A 16,831-nucleotide genomic window follows, 5' to 3' on the forward strand; every position below is an offset into this window, starting at 1 on the left:
CGGAAGGGCGCTCAACCAAGCGCCGCCTGTCAGGCGACTCCGAGCCGATGGCCTCGCTGACCGATCAGCAGTGTCGAAAGGAGAGATGTGCCGACCCCCAACACCACAAACGGCGTTTCAGCCGGCGCATTTAAAGTGACGAACCGTATGCCTTCAAGGAAGACAGGAAAAGACACAACCGCGGCGAGGGAAGACCATTTCCGCACCCGTGAAACAGGCTCATGTTTGCGAATACAGATGGACGTCATGTATCCCATTGGGAAAATCAGAGCCGAGTACAGGGGCCATTTGAACTGCTGTCCAAGGAAATCCGTGAGGGTATCGATCGACGCATTCCTGAATCGCCGCATCGTCGTTCCAAGCTGGACTCCATTTACATACGAAGTTTCTGCGCCGTCATTATAAGTGATGACCACATGTTGGGGAGATGCGCTCGTAACGTGCTTCGTCGGTAACGCGGCCTCATTGCTTCGTATGAGATCTGCGATCGTATTCTTCAATGGCGATTCCACTTCACGCTTCCAATCGGCGAATCTGAGAGCTGTCGGTGCAATGTTGTTTGAATACCACACGAGTCGAAAGGTCCCCCAGTCTTCACCCGATGGAGCGATCCACGCCTCTACTGAGAATCGAGTGTGCGCGGAAAATTGCCCGCCCGTTGGCGTGATCGTCGGCCGTGCGAACAAATGAACTGTCGTCCCGAGAACCGCCAAACCATTTGGTTTCAACGATCGGACACGGGTCTCATCTAGAATGTGAAGAGCAACAGGCGTACTCGAACCGACGGATGCGCGATGGGGGTCCTCTGGATCGGCAAAGAAATCATAGTGAAGAAGTTGCCCTTCATGAGTTCGCGGTAGCATTGATCCTCGAACATGACCCGCAGAGAAATTTGTCCGTACTTCCAGGTTGTTAAGGACGCGGCTGTAAAGGGCGATCAGGTAGATTTCCCCCTGCCAGAGGCTGTTCACGCCGCCAGCATTTCCAAGGTACAACTCAAATTCGGAATTCCAGCTGTCAAAATCTTCAGCCAGCGGTAGTGGAAAGGCGAACAGCGTGCAGAGAACCAAGCCATACATGAGTACCGGAACGGCGGATGCGGTTTGAAGGTGAAATCTGCGTGCAGGTTCTCCCAGGCGTGGATGGATTTGACTGTACGCAGCTCGGGCGAATCCTCCGCTCAGGGCGCCGAGCATATTGAAGACAATGTCTGCCACGGAAGGATGTCGCGCCAGCCAAATCTGGGCGAATTCGATCGCGCCGCTAATGAGTCCTGCCGAGAATGTGACGAGGAACAGTTTAAGCCACACAGGCCGGGCTGAGACAAAACCCTGTGTCATAAACAGAAAGCCGTAAGGTAGGAATAGCACGAGGTTCGTTGCGACGTCCCATAGTGTGACGCGAGAGAGCCCCTCAAGGCCTTCGACTGTTCCGTCAAAGGCAGTGAAACCGGGTGAGGGGTCCTTTTCCAGCATAGACGATGCCAGGCAAAAGACTATCAAGTATGTCAGGTAGACCGCAAAAACCACTCCACCTCCTGCTGTAATCGCATTACCTCATTTCCCGACGGGGCGGTTCTCACCCGGCGCAGTGTCGAGTGGGGTCAAAGCGCCGTCACACAGCGTCTCAGGACGGCGCACGAAAGTCAGCTGCGTCCGACTTCACACTCTGGCGCACGGCCTTTTTCTTCACAAGGGGCGTAATGTAACGCCCTAGTTCTGTTCCGGCTAGCGCAGCGCCTTTCACATTAAAATGGACATCGTCATAGAAGTATTCCATCGACTTCGGCAAGGCCCTTGCCAGGTCATACAAGGGAATGGAGTTGTCGCGGGAAACTCGGCGCATGGCATCGTTGAGCGATTCCAACGCCTCTTCCATGATCTGCTCACGATAGGTCTTTCCATTTCTGTACAGCATCCAATGCCAATCCCTCGTACTTGGATCGACTGAACTATTCCAAGTCGTTTGCTGGGTCATGAATACCAATTGTGCTTTATGTGCGTTTGCTATCCCCGCTATGCTCCTTAGATTCGTAAGATATCCCTTAACGTCTACTCTCGGCTGTTCATCAGAAACCGGAACGGACCTTCGCAGTGCCACCTTGCTTTTGTAATCGGTCTTCAACGGTATTTCTTCCAGCACGTCTCGATCACTTCGAGATAGCTGCTTTCGGGCATAGTACAGACGCCTCGGAATCTGAAATTCAGTAGCAAAAGAGGGAAACTCAACCATGAGAGATCGTACAGATTGAAGGACGGGCACTGAAGAAGCCGCCTGAGCCGGTTTCACATAGTGCAGGTAATCGTGATTGTATATGGACCTCGTCAGGTCATTTATGCCGGAGAACACAATGATGAGATCGGGCTCTAAATGCACAATGCGGTGCGCAATCATGGAGACATGATCGTCACTGGCGTCTCCTGACTTCCCCGCATTATAGACTCTGATGGATAAATCGAGATTGGTATGGTGTTGAACCTCTTTCTGCAACACCGCATTGAGCGCCTGCGAATCGTCAATGTAAAAGCATTCCGCGGTACTCCCTCCAACCAAGAAAATCCGAAACTCATTCACGGGCTTTGGAACCGAGAGATAATCACCCCTGAATCCCATATTGTTCGTGGTGAAGGTGTTCCTCCGTTGCATGCCGGGCAATTCTAAATCGACTTCTGTCATGACTCGATACCACGGAGGAAATTCTGATCTGATGTATTGATTCACTGCGCCCGTTTTCTGATTCTTATAGTTGGCATAGGGATCCGGTACCGGTGAGAACATCGCCAGAAGGATCTCACCGAAAATCAGACATCCCAACAGAGAACACAGCGGAACGCTTATGTAGAGAAGTTTCTTCATGGTCGATCCACCTCGGTGCCCGGGAAGCCAGCAGACTCTCTCGTCGAGAATCTTCCGTGTGTTTGTGGTCAGTTCATTCCCCGACAGAGCGTCTCGAGAGAGTCATTAAGGCTTGGCGCGGGCCTCGCCGGACAATGACAAAATCCCAAATGCCACGAAGAAAGCCGAGGCCATAACTGAAGTGATACGTGGCAAAAACTAATGGCAGGATGGGAAACAATCTCCAATTGTTGTGTCCTGCCACGAACATAGAAGCGGCAACGTTGCAAGCGGCATACAGAGCGCATAATCCGATTCCGCCCCAGAGAGCCGGAGACCACCATAGAGAAGCCATTGACAGCAGCATCAGCGATTGAAGAAAGCCGGCTGGGATCACATGACGGATCGAGGCCGGCAGATTATGCTTTTGGATCACACGGACCTTCCAATAGCCGTATTGTCGATACTGTCGAAACAAATCAATTAAACTTCCTCTCGTACGATACCAACTCTTAATCCGTGGAGATTGCCAGATTCTGCCGCCGCACCGCACCAGTCGCAAATTGAACTCATCGTCCTGATTACGGACAAGTTCCTCATCGAATAGCCCGATCCATGAGAATATATGGCGGGGCCAGCAACCGTAGGGGACGGTGTCAACGTAGCCTTCATAACAGGGATCGTGAAACTTCGCGCCACCAACTGCGAAAGGCGAATGATATGCGGCCGCAATAGCCGTTTGAATATAGCCTTGCGCGGATGTCAGCGCAGGACCCCCTACATTGTCCGCGCCCGTTTCCCGCAACACACCGAGGCAGTGATGGACGTAGTCCTTGGCATAGATGGTATGTGCATCCATGCGCAGAATAATTCGACCACGAGCGACCGCGATGGCGGCATTAAGACCGCTCGATACAATGCATCCCGGGTTATCGATTACACGGATACGAGAATCGTCTCGAGCGATGCGTTCGACAATGTCGCGTGTTCGGTCTGTTGATTGGCCGTCTGCGACAATCAGTTCGATTTCACCGGACAGGAACTCCTGCTTGAGAATCGAACGGACACAGTCTTCGATAGAGTTTTCTTCATTACGACAGGGCACAATCACGGATAGCTCTACATGATTATCTGACATGGATAGATCTGGAAAGCCGGACAACAAGAAAAAAGACCCACTTCCTGGGTTGACGCCTCTAGCCGGCGGATGTAATACGGCACTTCAACTCGACACCAGCGTGCACAGAGACAATTTCGCACAGCGGAAAACTAACCATGTAACAATGACTTAGGTATGTATCGGCCATAGGGTTACTGCTAAGCCATACAGGTAGACTGAAACCCTGTATGGGAAAGGCTGAAAAAATTTGGCAAATTCATCTGGCACATATTTGGCATACGCGTTCGTAAACGCGGAGATCAATTGCGCAGCCTAATTAAGAGATTAAGGCGGATCGGAAGAGATGGGTTGGCTCTCCTCCGCTAGGAAGGAAACATCATGGTCAAGTCGCTGAAACGGACCCTTCTGAAATTCATTGTCGCGGCGCTTCCGTTGCTAAGTCTTGGACTAGTGAACGAAGCGCAAACCTCTGCTGCCAGCTATACCGTCATTGCATCACCCACTACTGTGGCTCCAGGGGGCAATATCGTCGTTCAATGGCAGGCTCCGAGCACGCATTCCTCCCAAGATTGGATTGGTCTCTATCTGGTCGGGCTTACCGATCACAGCTCAGCCACCATTGCGTTCAAATACGTCCCCAGCGGCACGGGCGGCACCATATCGTTCAAAGCGCCCAACGTCCTGACCGCGCATATATATGAGTTTCGTTACTTTCTTAATAACGGCTACGCCAAGACCGCGACCAGCAATCCGGTTACTGTGACGCGACAAACATCTACCCCATCTACTCTCAGTCCCTCTCCCAGCCCTGCGTCACCACCTCCGCCACCATCCCCTCCTCCTTCACCAACATCTGTGCCCCCTACAACAACTAGCGGGACCTCCTCGCCAAGCCCTTCGCCTTCCCCGGCCCCTACGCCGCCGTCTACAACGCATACCGTCGTCGCATCTCCAGGAGTTGTGGCACCCGGCGGCACGGTGATGGTCACTTGGAGTGCTCCCGCCAATCATTCTGGCAAAGATTGGGTCGGCCTTTTTTTGGCAGGCATGCCGACCGCCAGCCACAGCACTATTGCATGGCGATACGTTCCGAGTGGATCCAGTGGAACCTTATCATTCACCGTTCCAGTTACGTCGGTCACGCAAACATATGACTTTCGCTATCTTCTTAACGATGGCTATATTCAGGCAGCGGGGAGTAATGCGGTCACCGTATCAGGAGCCGGAATGCCTTCCTTGTCTCCCACGGCTCCACCCCCGCCTCCTCCGCCCGCGCCATCTTCGGTCCCCACCTCATCCCCTCCTTCCACACCGCCACCACCGCCGGCGCCGAATACTGGTGCGGCGCCTTGCCCGGACGGAAAACAAATTGCCTTTCCCGGGGCGGAAGGGTTCGGACGGTGCGCACAGGGGGGACGAGGTGGGGTCGAGGTACCGGTGACGAATCTGAACAATGAGGGGCCGGGAAGCCTTCGCGAATGCGCCGAGGTGATGAGCGGGCCACGGACCTGTGTCTTTCAACTTTCCGGCACAATAGCCCTCTCGCCCGTGGTGGGCAACTGGTCTGACATTCAAATCAAGCATGACTATGTCACGATTGACGGCTCGACAGCCCCTGGTGGCGGTATTGCCCTCAAAGATGGCGGTCTCGCAATCCAGGCCTCGCATGTCATCGTGCGGCATCTGCGCGTCCGACCTGGTTCCAAATCGTGGGACGAGCGCGGCGTGAACGCCAACGGCATCATGATCATGGCCAAACCAGAGGGCGGCCCGCCGAATCACGACATCATCGTCGATCACTGCTCGACGAGTTGGGGCACGGACGACATGATCTTTGTGATTCAGGGCTCGGATCTCGTAACCGTGCAGTGGACGCTCATGTACGAGGCATTGAGCTGCGACACCTGCGGTGGCAAAGGTTTCTTAATGGGCTATGGCGCGAAACGCGTCTCCTTCCATCATAACTACTACGGCCACACCTTTCAGCGCTGGCCAGAGATCACGCAGGGCGACCTCGATTTTGTGAACAACGTCGCTTACGACCACAATGGCGTGCCGACGGTCGTGGACCCCTATCACGGCGCGGTCCGCGTCAACTTTGTCGGCAATGCGTTCAAAGACGGTCCCAACGTATGGACGCAGAATCAAAACTACAACGAGATTCGAACCATGGCGGGTCTTCCCTACAGCCCGAATTCATCGGTGTATGTGCAAGGCAACATCGGACGCTATCGGACGAAGAACAGTCAGCCCGAGACGGACATTCTCTGGCAGGATAACGGCGGCTTGCAGGTCAACGCGACGCGCTTTGATTTCCCAGCCGTCACCACGACCGATGCCTTCCGGGCCGTGGAGGATGTGCTGAATCATGCCGGCGCGTTCCCGCGCGATAGTGCGGATGCCCGCGTGGTGCAGCAATTCCGTGACGGAACCGGGACCTCGCCGCCAAGCCCTGCAGCGATCGGCGGTTGGCCTGTACTTAGGTGACATGGGCTGGAACGGCAGCGAGGGATCAAACCGAGGGACTCAATGATCACACCGGAGTCTTTTGGCCCTTGGAATCAGCCTGCGAATCAAGAAGGCAAGCGAGCATCCCGCTTGCCTTCCTGATGGGGCGGTTTCTCGGAAATAGGCGCTCCACGAGCCTAGCGCCGTGCAGCGTTAGACGGTTGGCAAGAGGGCGCAGTAATGGATGAAGGACAAAGGCCCTATGCACCGGGATAGCCTCAAAACCTACCTTCATTTTGTGGGCATGTAACCCGTTTCCATGTTGGCCCTCCTGAATGGAACTGAGGCCATAACTTACTATAGTAGCGGTTCCTTCAGTCAGAAACCGACGCAAGACAAAATTGACAAGACCATCAGCGGGGCAGGATGTCCGGTTGTCATTGTCCGAAAAGCATCCTTCTATTTCGACCCAGTTATCCACTATGGTCAAGGTCATGAACGCCGCGAGAGCGTCTTCTTTCCACGCTCCTACTGCGACATGGGAGGGGTTAGACGAAAAGCGCATCATCCGCCTGTAGAAGTGTTGCGGGGTGGTATCCGACAGTCCTATGCGTCCGCGCGTGTCACGGTACGCAGGAAATCCGGCAGCCAGCACGGTGGGCCAATCAATAAAACAAATCTGTAGATTACGATTCGCTCGTCTGGCGTCCCGCCGACCAGCGACATTCAGGTTCTCCAGCTTGTAGGATTTGTCCCGGCATAGGTAGAGGCAGGCGTTTTCCGAGTGACTCGAATCGGTCGGGATCAGATATGACGCCGCCGCGAACCGGCTCTGCCAAAGCACCCGCGTCACTTCATCATGTGACGGGGGCATCAGACAGAACGTGGGAATTCTCATCAAGGCCCATGACTCATAACATGCCCAATACGTGCCGGCGAAGCCTGGGACAAGGCGCGTTCCATGCCGCACCAGAGCTGAAGCATAGTCGTCGATTGTGATCATGAACATTCCGCATGATACTGTTGCAGGCATCGCTCCAAGGCCGCGATGCTCATGCGGGAGTATAGGTAAAGATGGAATGAGGAAAACGGCACGACGGATCTTAATCAGTGCGCATGGTAAAACGTTCTTGTTTTTTCGCTTCTGAGAGAACCATCTCGTACGTTTGCTTAATTTTAATAGCCACTCGCTCGAGCGACAGGCCTTGTATATGATCGCGGCCATCGCTTCGCTCCCGCCTGCTGACGATATGTTCTATTCGTCGGGCGAAGTCATCGGGATCTCGCGTGCAGACATAAGAGTTACGGACGCCGGCCAGCCGCTCGTGGGCATCACCGCAGGCGGTCGCCACGACAGGCAGATTACAGGCGAGCGCCTCTTTGATGGTGTTATTGGATCCCTCGTGGCGAGAGGTGATGAGTAAGGCGTCCGCAGCGTTATAGAGAAGCGGCATGCTCTTAGGAGATTCATTCTCTAGTACATACAATCGCAAGTCACCAATCTTCTTCTTTGCCGCCTCATATGCGGCGTAAGCCAGGGCTGGGTCTTTCACCCAGGCACCCTTCCTATCCATGAAAAGGATAACTGGATCACGATGATGCCATCCGAGTGCAGCCCGCGCTTCATCGCGAAGGATAGGTCGGAACAGGTCTAAATCGACACCGTTTGGAATGACCTCACACTTGTTGCGCAATCGAAGAAGCCATAGCGCATGTCTAAGTTCCTCGCTTTTCGCTATGGCGCGATGGCAGCCGATCGCACCTATGCGCGACAGGACTCCTGATAGCCAGCCTGACCATGTCTTTCGGCCTAGAGGGTCGTAATTGCCCAACAGATCGCTGCCACAGAATGAGATAATCACCGGTCTATCCGAAAAGACAACGCTCACAACGGCCTGTGCAGCGCCAAAATGCACATGAACGAGATCGGCTTCAAACTCACGTGCCTGACGCCGAATATCTAAACCGCCGCTTACCAGTCCGCCCAATGACCGTCGGTCCTTGAACAGGTACCTCTGAACTCCCACTCCCAAATTCCTCAACGACTCAATCTGCCGGTCTGCCCAAACGGCCGGCCTGTTTTCGGCAATCGGAGCAAGAACCATTAACACCCGCATAGGACTATTATTCCGTGCGCTGCTCGCCGTGCTCACAAGGCCACGGCGGCTTGTAACTGCGCGTGAATGCGATCGAAGACGTTTACGACACGCCGAGCGGATCGAGCTGAAACCGGGGTGGGAGAGCCTTGTTCAATGCTGCTATAAAAGGCGCGAATGAGGTTTCCCAGACCTTGATAAGATTTCAAGCGTCCGGATATCACGCTTATGGCGTTCGCTATTATGCCTGCGGTGATTTGCGTACTCGATTCTAGATTCATGACCGCACGAGTCATACAACCAGGAAGCGACCTCAAACGCTCTGTCCAAAGTATCTTGCTGGCGAGGTCGACATGAACGATTGCCTTGCTGCCGTAGAGACGCACAATGTGCACGTTCGGATTGATACCGAGCGATACCGCCACAGTCCCAATCACTTCCTTCCCCTCCAGTGTTATTCGCACCTCGTCGGGCTTGCCCGGGCCGAGCATCCCGGTGCTGAGCTTCGAAACCCGTACCGCCATCGGATCGCCAACAAGATCCAAGGCTAGATAAAGAGGATGCGGCGCAAGGTTCTGCAGCATCCCGCCCGGAAGTTCCTCCACCCAGTCTCGTGAAGAGGCGTGCGCGATATTGAATCCATAATGCACGTCGACGCCTATGAGTTTTCCCAAGCCCCCTGCTCGAAGCAAGGTCCACGCTCGCTGAATCACGGGATCAAAAAGGAGATTATGACTCACACAAAGCTTCACCGCATTGGCTTCCGCCGCCGCAATGATGCCGTCGGCTTCACGGGTGGAAAGAGCCATTGGCTTTTCAACAAGCACGTTACAGCCGGCCTCAATAAGAGGGATTGCAAGCGCGGCGTGTGTCTGTGGGGGAGTCAAGACATGCACAACATCTGGGATTTGCTCCTGCAGGAAAGAATTAATGTCCTCATACACTCCCGGGACTCCGAAGTCCTGAGCAAACGCCCGGCCTTTCTTGGAGTCGACGTCGCAAACCCCCACGAGGGTATGCCGGGTTTTGTATTGGCCGATATGGGTCGCATGCGCACGTGCGATATCGCCACATCCAATAAGACCTATCTTCATTGGATTCATCGCTCCCTGAGCAGCGCCATCCTTCAGAAGCCATTCGCTTCGTTGTCAGTCTACGCCACGGGATGACAGGAGAGACGTAGAGCACCATTGGAATTGCCGGGCTTCGCTATGCGGCAGTATCGTTGATACATCGCCGTTCTATACTCTTCTTCCGACCGTTGTGCCGGGTAAAGGCCCGTTGGGGGATGGGTCATATCGGTCGACCCCAGTTCCCGGCCCCCATTTCTTCACGCAATATTGGATGCTGGTCCAGTAATCTGCAAAGTTGTGAACCTCTTCTATTCTGGAATCAACCACGGTGCCTTCCGCTGCTTTGATGATTCTTATGACTTCTTCTTGCCGAATTGGATACGTTTCACGCCCATACTTGTTACGTCGGTAGAGATTGATCACCCAGGTGGGCGTGAGCCCCAGTATCAACCCTTTAACGGTTTTTTTCGGTACCGACGGCATGTTGAACAGCAACACGCCGTCTGGGACAAGAATCCTCATGAACTCCCGTATGTATTTCTCAAATATGCGCGGAGCGACATGCTGCAGTGTGCCGAAGCTGCATATGAAATCCACGCTTCGGTCTTCGAACATCATGAGGTCATCAGTGCCGTTCAGGACATATCTGCACTTCTGTGGATGCTGATTGTACGCACGTGCTAATTCCAGAATGGAAGGCGCGATATCAATTCCATGCACTTCCTCAAAGTACTCCGAGAGAGCCTGAGTCGATCTGCCGAGGCCACAGCCAAAATCCACTGCTCTGCGGGATCCGAGGCAAATCCCCAAAGAGGTCAGGAAGCTCATCATTTCCCCGGTCTGAGTCTTTCCGAAAGCAAAGTATTCGTCGATCTTCCGAATTTTTCCGCACACTGAAGCCGGCAGCATGGAGCGCAATGGCGCCTTCTTGCCTAATTGATCCCAGTCTGCTTGCACCTGTGCCAAGTTCATGTGAACCTCCTCGGACGGAAAGGCGGGGCCCCGGATAATGGATGATTAGAGTTCTCGTCCTTGGGGAAGTGGATCATTGAGCCGTCCGGTTTGCGGATGGGGTCCGGCGTTCGCACGATACCGCGCGAGCCAGCGGATGAACGGACGGCAATACGCATCTGTCATGCCCATCAGATGCGCCATTACAGGGCGGTAGACTTTAGTGCGTGGGCGCTGCCATGACTGGCAAAGTGGCCTGAACCCGGCTTTAAACTGAGAACCGCCGGCATCCCCCATGCTTGTGAAATCATATGCGTTGATGCCCCGCGCCATGGCATCACGTATAGCACGCCAGTGAAGCAGCTCAGCGGGACGGTGCTCGCTGTATTCGCGTCGTACGGCGCCGGTGATGTAATATGCAGTGCATCCAGTAAAGATGACGAGTATGGCTCCGGCCAGACATTCATTCCGCCACGCCTGGTAAAGGCATGCGCCGCCTCGCGGCGCAAACCATTCCCAGGCGGTCTTGACACTGGAATAAGGACGGGGGTGGTACCCTTTTAAATTCCCATGCTCCACCAGCAGGGCATAAATGGCATCAAAAGTTCGGCCGTCAACTTCTGTCCGTATCACCAGATCCCCGCTGAGCCCCTTTCGGATGTATTGTCGGGTCCTGGGACGAAAAGACATCAATAACTCGGCTTCTGTTTTATTTGTGAGATCGACTGTCACCGGTGTGCTGCTAAATCTGTGGCTCGTCAACATCGTGGAAGTGGTAAAGCCGAGTTCTTCAAACCGTCGAAACAGAGTCGTCTGATTCGCGAGCTCGTGGGGATAAACGGTTATAGAAATTGCCCGTCGTTCTCGACACAGTTGGTCGACTCGCTGCATTAAGGACATCCAACTGGGCCTATGCGGGTCGATGGGAAGCGGACCATGGGATAAGATAAAGATGCGCCAGGGCGCAAAGGGCACCTTAGCGCTCATGAAAGCCACGCCGCCCTGAATGGCGCCGTCCACCTCATAGGCAAGCACATGAGGCGTGAATCCCATCGGTTCATATGATTTGAGCCAGCCGTATGTTTGAAAATAGTGCGCGCCGGGGACCTCAGAGACATAATGATCCCATGACGCATATTCTTCGTTGGTCTGGAATAACCGTATCGGCATGAGGGAAGCGGAAGGGCTCAGACAGGCCGGGATTCCAATGCCAATTGAAGCGACAATAGCATGATGACCCTCTGATACAACCCCTGACGGGAAATACCCGGGCAGCGCCGTCGCTCGCAGAACGCCTCCACGACGGGGCCGTAGGCTTCGGGATGGAAAAAGTTTGGTAACAGGCTAGCGGTCCCAAGTAAACTCTCTCTGAGCCGATCTCTGAACCCCGCCTCAACCCATGAATCGATAGGTATCGAGAATCCTGCCTTCTGTTTATGAGCTACTGCGGGGGGCAGGCGGCGCTCGGCAACTGTCCGTAACACTTGTTTGCAAATCTTGCCTTGGACCTTGAGCCGGTGAGGAAGCGAGAGTCCGAACGAGAACAGGTCTTCATCCAGCATCGGTACTCGAACTTCGAGGCTATGCTTCATACTCGCGGTATCGACTTTGAAAAGATAGTCATTTGGCAGATTAAGTCGCACACCGGCTTCGGTCGCATAGGCCGATACGCGCTCTAACCGACTCGCTCTCTTGCCGAGTTGATAATCCCACTGTGGCTCAAACAGGCGGCGTATGGGAAGAACCTTGTCATAGTCGATACAAAGCCGACCAAGCTCTTTTTCTCTGATCCAACAGGACAACAAATGAACGATCGCCACGTCATCAGCGCCCGTGAAGTCATGCACCCGGGAAGCCAGGTGATCCGGGGCAAGCCCGACTGCAGCGAAGGCCGAAAGTGTTATCGCCGCGCCATACGAACAGTAACGCGGCAAGTATTGCATCCGCAGGATCCTATCGAGTTGCCAATATGTATTGTAGCCTCCGAATGCTTCATCACCGCCGTCCCCCGAGACGGCTACGGTCACATGGTTCCGCATCATCCGGCAAATGGCGCTGGTGGCAAACAAGGAGGTGTCGGCAAACGGCTGCCCTGCATGGAGAAGGAGATCTATGATCTGTGACCATGTCCCCTGAATGTCGTCCATATCGAGCACCGTATGATTGCTGCCGATATGGCGGGCTACGGCGACCGCCGCCCATGTCTCGTCGTAAGCTTCGTCAGAAAACCGCACGTTGAACGTTCGAAGAGCGCCTCCCAGCGAGGCCTGCGCGCCGCTGCTGACCAGGGAGGAATCGATTCCGCCGCTTAGAAATCCGCCGATTGGAACTTCGCTTTCCATCTGCCGACCCACGGCGGTCGTCAATAGCTGTTCAGTTCGATCGGCAGCCTCGTCGAGAGTCAGATCGTTGTCAATCGCGATCGACCAACGATGATAATATCGCTTCTTCCAATAGATCTCGTGGCCGTCGAGTCGGGCCTCCAGTAACTCGCCTGGTAACAGCGCGCGTATTCCGGTGTAGAACGTCTGCGGTGCCGGAATGTAAAAGAGCGCCGCGAAGTCATACACCGCTTGCCGGTCAGGCTGCCGGTCTACACCGGGTAAGGGAAGCAAAGCCCTGATCTCGCTTGCGAAGGCCATGCGTCCCACGGAAGGCGCGTAAAAAAGAGGTTTGATACCGAACCGGTCGCGTGCCAAAACTAAGGACATTGTTCGGGTATTGAGAATGGCCAATGCAAACATGCCGCGTAGTCTAGTGAGAAAATCCGGCCCATACTCTTCATATAGATGCGGAAGAACCTCCGTATCCGAATGCCCGCGGAAAACATGCCCTCGTCGTTCCAAATCCCGACGTAGATCATGGTGGTTGTAAATTTCTCCGTTGAACACCGTCCAGACCGTTCCGTCCTCATTCGCCATCGGTTGAGCTCCGGTCGTGGACAAATCGATGATGCTCAAGCGAGTGTGAATGAGCGTCGCTCTTGACCAGGATTGCATACCTGTGGCGTCCGGACCGCGATGGCGTAAAGCCTTCGCCAGACGCGCCGCGTACCATTCCGCCTCAGGTTGTGGGCCTAACCAGCCGGCTATTCCACACATTGAAGACGCCCTGTTAGAGGAAACTGCTCGAGTCGAGACGTGTCTGGGTCTACCCGCGCTCGGAGACGGAGAACAAAGTGAGAGCAGGTCAAGTACTGAACGAAACGGTTTGCGGTCAGTTTGGTGAATGGTTGGAGCGGTGACCAGCGCAGGTCTATGGTCTGGAAGCCGGCTCGATCGAGAACACTGATCCAGATACGTGGATTTTGATGCTTATGCCATTCGATCGAAGGAACGAATGGAGACCGCAGACCAAGCCGGACCCAGAAGTTATCCCGTCCGCAATCCGCAATGATGAGCCATCCACCGGACCGCATGCGCAATCGTAGGTCTTTCAGGAGATCGACATAGCGCGCTAGAGCGCTTTGATCGCGATCGAGGACTACCACCGCCTCTTCATCCAGATGATTGATCACGTTATACATGACCACTACATCATAGGGCCGCTCAGGCATCGGCAATTCATGCAGGAACGCGGCGTGTGCCTCAATCCGGCTTTCCAAGCCGAGCTCCGTAATGGAACACCGTAAATTATGGAGCGTGCCCTGGCTGCTTCCGTCAGCGCCTGGTTCGATCCCGACAACATGCTCGGCGCCATGAAGTGCCGCCCAGATGGCCCATGCTCCAGTTCCGCAGCCGACTTCCAGCACATGGGCGCCGAAGAGAGGGACTCCAGAGAACAGAAAATCCCCGCGCATCCGATACCGGGCTCCTGTCGCATAGCCGACAAGTCTTCCGGCCGCTTCCAGCTTCTGGCTCCTCGGCTCGATGCTCATTGTTATGATCTCCCCTACTCGCCAGCCTATTGCTGCGCGATCCATATGAACTAGGCGGACAAACAGGTCACGTCCCGCCAGCCAGCAACGCGATAGGCGCCTAACATGTCATCGACGAAACGCATCATCCCGAATTCCTGTTCTGCCTTTTGCCGTCCCAGCATTCCCATGCGGGCGCACAGTTCCGGGTCATCGAGGAGTCTTGCCATACGATCGGCCAATTTCCCAGTATCCTCGCAATCGACGACGAATCCGGTGCGATCGTCATCAACCAGATACCGCACATCGCCGACCCGGGTTGCAATGACGGCCCGTCCACACGCCATGCCTTCCATGACTGCATTGGGACACCCTTCCGTATCCGACACATGAACGAGAAATGTCCCCTCTGAAATGAATTGCGGAATATCGGTGACCTCGCCGAGAAATGTGACTTCCGCGCTGATGCCAAGTCTGGCCGTCTGCTCAAGAAGCGCACCGTGCAATGGTCCCTCGCCGGCAATACGGACCACAAAACGATATCCTTGGCACTTGAGACGGTAGGCGGCGGTCAGTAGACGATCCCAGCGTTTGACCGGAAGCAGCGATCCCACTCCAACAATAGTGTTCCCTAATTGGCTGTGGCGGCCGTGATCTCGAAAAAGCTGCAAATCGACGGCATTCCGCACGATATGAACGTGCTTGGGGGCGAATACCCTTTTCGCAAATCGCAGATGTTCGGCGGTGGTGAAATTATTGGACACCTGATGAGGCGGCCATCGTGCGCTTAAGAGTCCGATGGTTTTTCCCACGCGGCGGATGTCGGCATGTATGTCGCTCCGTAATGAGCCGATAGTTAAGGTCGACGTGCGCACTCCTGCGAGGTACGCTGCGCAATTGGTGTAAAAACTGAAGGAATGCACGACTTCTGGGCGAAGTTCCCGGACAATGCCACGAAGCGCGATCAACTTAGAAATCGGTGAGGAACCTTGGTCAAAAAGATAAAGCGGGACTCCCAAGGCGCGTAACTGCGACATGTACCCACCGGAACTGCCGGAGTTCCAAACCACTATTGCAGGACGATACTTTGTGCGATCCATTCCTGTGATCAGATAGTACAGTTGTCGCTCAAGTCCTCCGCGCGACAACTGCCCCACGACGTATAGGATTCGGCTCGTGTTAGGCCGTCTCTCCGATAACATCGAAGACCTCGACAGTCGGGGGCTGAGGTGTTGCGTAAACCACACCATATGGCCAAACCCATGTGCGCGCTCCCACGAGCAACCCGAGTCCCAAAGAGAATTCCTTTGAATACAAGTTATGGACGACCATGGAAAACAGCAGCAGGCCCACCCCTATGCCCAGTAGACAAAGCGCCGACGCCTCACGACTGCAGGCGCGAGGCACGCATCGATACGCATTCCAAAATACAAGAGCCAGGGCCGCCGCTCCCAGCATTCCCCAGTAGAGAGTTACCTGGAAAAAGCAATTGTGCGCGCCCCCGGTGCGTCCGTATGTGGCAAACTCGCTGCGCCGTCCCCATCCGGACCAGAAGTTTCCCGCCCCTACACCCGTAAGCAGGTAGTCCGGAAGATGATCTATCGCCGCTTGATAGATCAAGGCTCGTCCTTCAATTTTTCCCTCTTTTTCTTCAAACGAGAACGACATCCGTGACCACACTGCCTGAGGCACTACACTGGCAATTGTCGCAGCAATGACGACCGCAATGAGAAGCGCCTTGCCATGGCGGAGCCCGAACGCATACATCACGCTCACGCAGGATATAATAGTAATGGCGACGCCACCTCGGGACAAAGGCAAGAAGGCCCCTACCAGGCAGAATAGCCCGACACCGATAAACAACAGCCGAAAACGCGATTCTTGCCGAGAGAGTGCCCACGCGAGCGCGACGATTGCAGCCTGGCCCGCTCCGAAGGCCATGGTATTCAAATTCGCTTGCAAGGGATTCTCGTCAAAGGCCGCATCACGCAACTGAGACGCTTCATGGAAGTCACTAGCGGTGGCCGCATTGAGCGCGCCGTAGGAAGTCAGAAAGAGAAGGACTGACAACCAAACGCCGGCGACCAAATACCCGTAACAGGCCATCCGGATCGCCTGCAGGTCCCTGCAAATTGAGCCGATAAGGATACCGCCGAGGATCATTTGAGCGATCCGGATCAGTTCGCTATAGCTCGACAGAGGATGAGTGAACTCGATCAGACCTGCCAAGGCAAGAAACAACAGGCAGGCCAGAATGGTGGGTTGGCTCAGCGTGATGAGTAATTGCGCGAACCGGACCGCCAGGACATAGATCCCCAGGACAACAAACAAAAGAAACAAAATGCTATAGCCGGGGACGATACGAAAATGGTCGTCGGCGGGTAAGGCGACAATTGTGAGCAAGAGTAAAACTCGCTCGAACACCGATGTCGGAATGGAGTCTCTCATGCTG

12 protein-coding genes are annotated in these 16,831 nt (G+C 54.6%); 1 reads left to right on the top strand and 11 read right to left on the bottom strand.

Features of this window, described 5'->3' with window-relative positions:
• Positions 1 to 29: 29 nt before the first annotated feature.
• From ACWGXE_RS10845 to ACWGXE_RS10855, 3 genes are all read right to left on the bottom strand, one after another.
• A complete protein-coding gene (locus ACWGXE_RS10845) occupies positions 30 to 1,529 on the bottom strand; it encodes a VanZ family protein (RefSeq protein WP_447603632.1) in 1,500 nt (499 codons plus the stop codon).
• 97 nt (positions 1,530 to 1,626) lie between these two features.
• On the bottom strand, positions 1,627 to 2,856 hold the full coding sequence (locus ACWGXE_RS10850) for an SGNH/GDSL hydrolase family protein (protein WP_447603634.1): 1,230 nt from the start codon (positions 2,854 to 2,856) through the stop codon (positions 1,627 to 1,629).
• A 73-nt stretch (positions 2,857 to 2,929) separates the two neighbouring features.
• Positions 2,930 to 3,973: a glycosyltransferase family 2 protein gene (locus ACWGXE_RS10855; protein ID WP_447603635.1), complete on the bottom strand. Its 1,044-nt coding sequence runs from the start codon at positions 3,971 to 3,973 to the stop codon at positions 2,930 to 2,932.
• Positions 3,974 to 5,503: 1,530 nt separating this feature from the next.
• On the opposite strand from ACWGXE_RS10855, the gene ACWGXE_RS10860 reads away from it, so the two are divergent.
• A complete protein-coding gene (locus tag ACWGXE_RS10860; protein WP_447603636.1) occupies positions 5,504 to 6,442 on the top strand; it encodes a hypothetical protein in 939 nt (312 codons plus the stop codon).
• Between the two features lie 1,064 nt (positions 6,443 to 7,506).
• On the opposite strand, the gene ACWGXE_RS10865 is transcribed toward ACWGXE_RS10860, so the two are convergent.
• The 8 genes from ACWGXE_RS10865 to ACWGXE_RS10900 all read right to left on the bottom strand — a co-directional run bounded on the left by ACWGXE_RS10865 (position 7,507) and on the right by ACWGXE_RS10900 (position 16,827).
• Positions 7,507 to 8,391, bottom strand: coding sequence for a glycosyltransferase (locus ACWGXE_RS10865; RefSeq protein WP_447603637.1), 885 nt, complete (start codon positions 8,389 to 8,391; stop codon positions 7,507 to 7,509).
• Positions 8,392 to 8,552: 161 nt separating this feature from the next.
• Positions 8,553 to 9,593 carry a Gfo/Idh/MocA family protein gene (locus tag ACWGXE_RS10870; RefSeq protein ID WP_447603638.1) on the bottom strand — a complete coding sequence of 347 codons (1,041 nt, stop codon included), beginning with the start codon at positions 9,591 to 9,593 and terminating at the stop codon, positions 8,553 to 8,555.
• 147 nt (positions 9,594 to 9,740) lie between these two features.
• On the bottom strand, positions 9,741 to 10,544 hold the full coding sequence (locus ACWGXE_RS10875; protein ID WP_447603640.1) for a class I SAM-dependent methyltransferase: 804 nt from the start codon (positions 10,542 to 10,544) through the stop codon (positions 9,741 to 9,743).
• Positions 10,545 to 10,589: 45 nt separating this feature from the next.
• Positions 10,590 to 11,693, bottom strand: a complete 1,104-nt coding sequence (locus ACWGXE_RS10880; RefSeq protein WP_447603641.1) for a lipid II:glycine glycyltransferase FemX — start codon at positions 11,691 to 11,693, stop codon at positions 10,590 to 10,592.
• A gap of 17 nt (positions 11,694 to 11,710) precedes the next feature.
• Complete coding sequence (gene asnB, locus ACWGXE_RS10885) at positions 11,711 to 13,624, bottom strand: asparagine synthase (glutamine-hydrolyzing) (protein ID WP_447603642.1); 1,914 nt, start codon at positions 13,622 to 13,624, stop codon at positions 11,711 to 11,713.
• Positions 13,612 to 14,400, bottom strand: coding sequence for a class I SAM-dependent methyltransferase (locus ACWGXE_RS10890; protein WP_447603644.1), 789 nt, complete (start codon positions 14,398 to 14,400; stop codon positions 13,612 to 13,614). The genes asnB and ACWGXE_RS10890 overlap by 13 nt, the downstream gene beginning before the upstream one ends.
• A gap of 50 nt (positions 14,401 to 14,450) precedes the next feature.
• Positions 14,451 to 15,629 carry a glycosyltransferase family 4 protein gene (locus ACWGXE_RS10895; protein WP_447603645.1) on the bottom strand — a complete coding sequence of 393 codons (1,179 nt, stop codon included), beginning with the start codon at positions 15,627 to 15,629 and terminating at the stop codon, positions 14,451 to 14,453.
• The gene (locus tag ACWGXE_RS10900) at positions 15,559 to 16,827 is read right to left on the bottom strand and encodes an O-antigen ligase family protein (protein WP_447603647.1); all 1,269 of its coding nucleotides are present in this window, start codon (positions 16,825 to 16,827) and stop codon (positions 15,559 to 15,561) included. Before ACWGXE_RS10900 ends, ACWGXE_RS10895 begins: the two co-directional genes overlap by 71 nt.
• Between the last annotated feature and the right edge of the window lie 4 nt (positions 16,828 to 16,831).

The organism is Nitrospira sp. Nam80 (genome assembly GCF_965152575.1).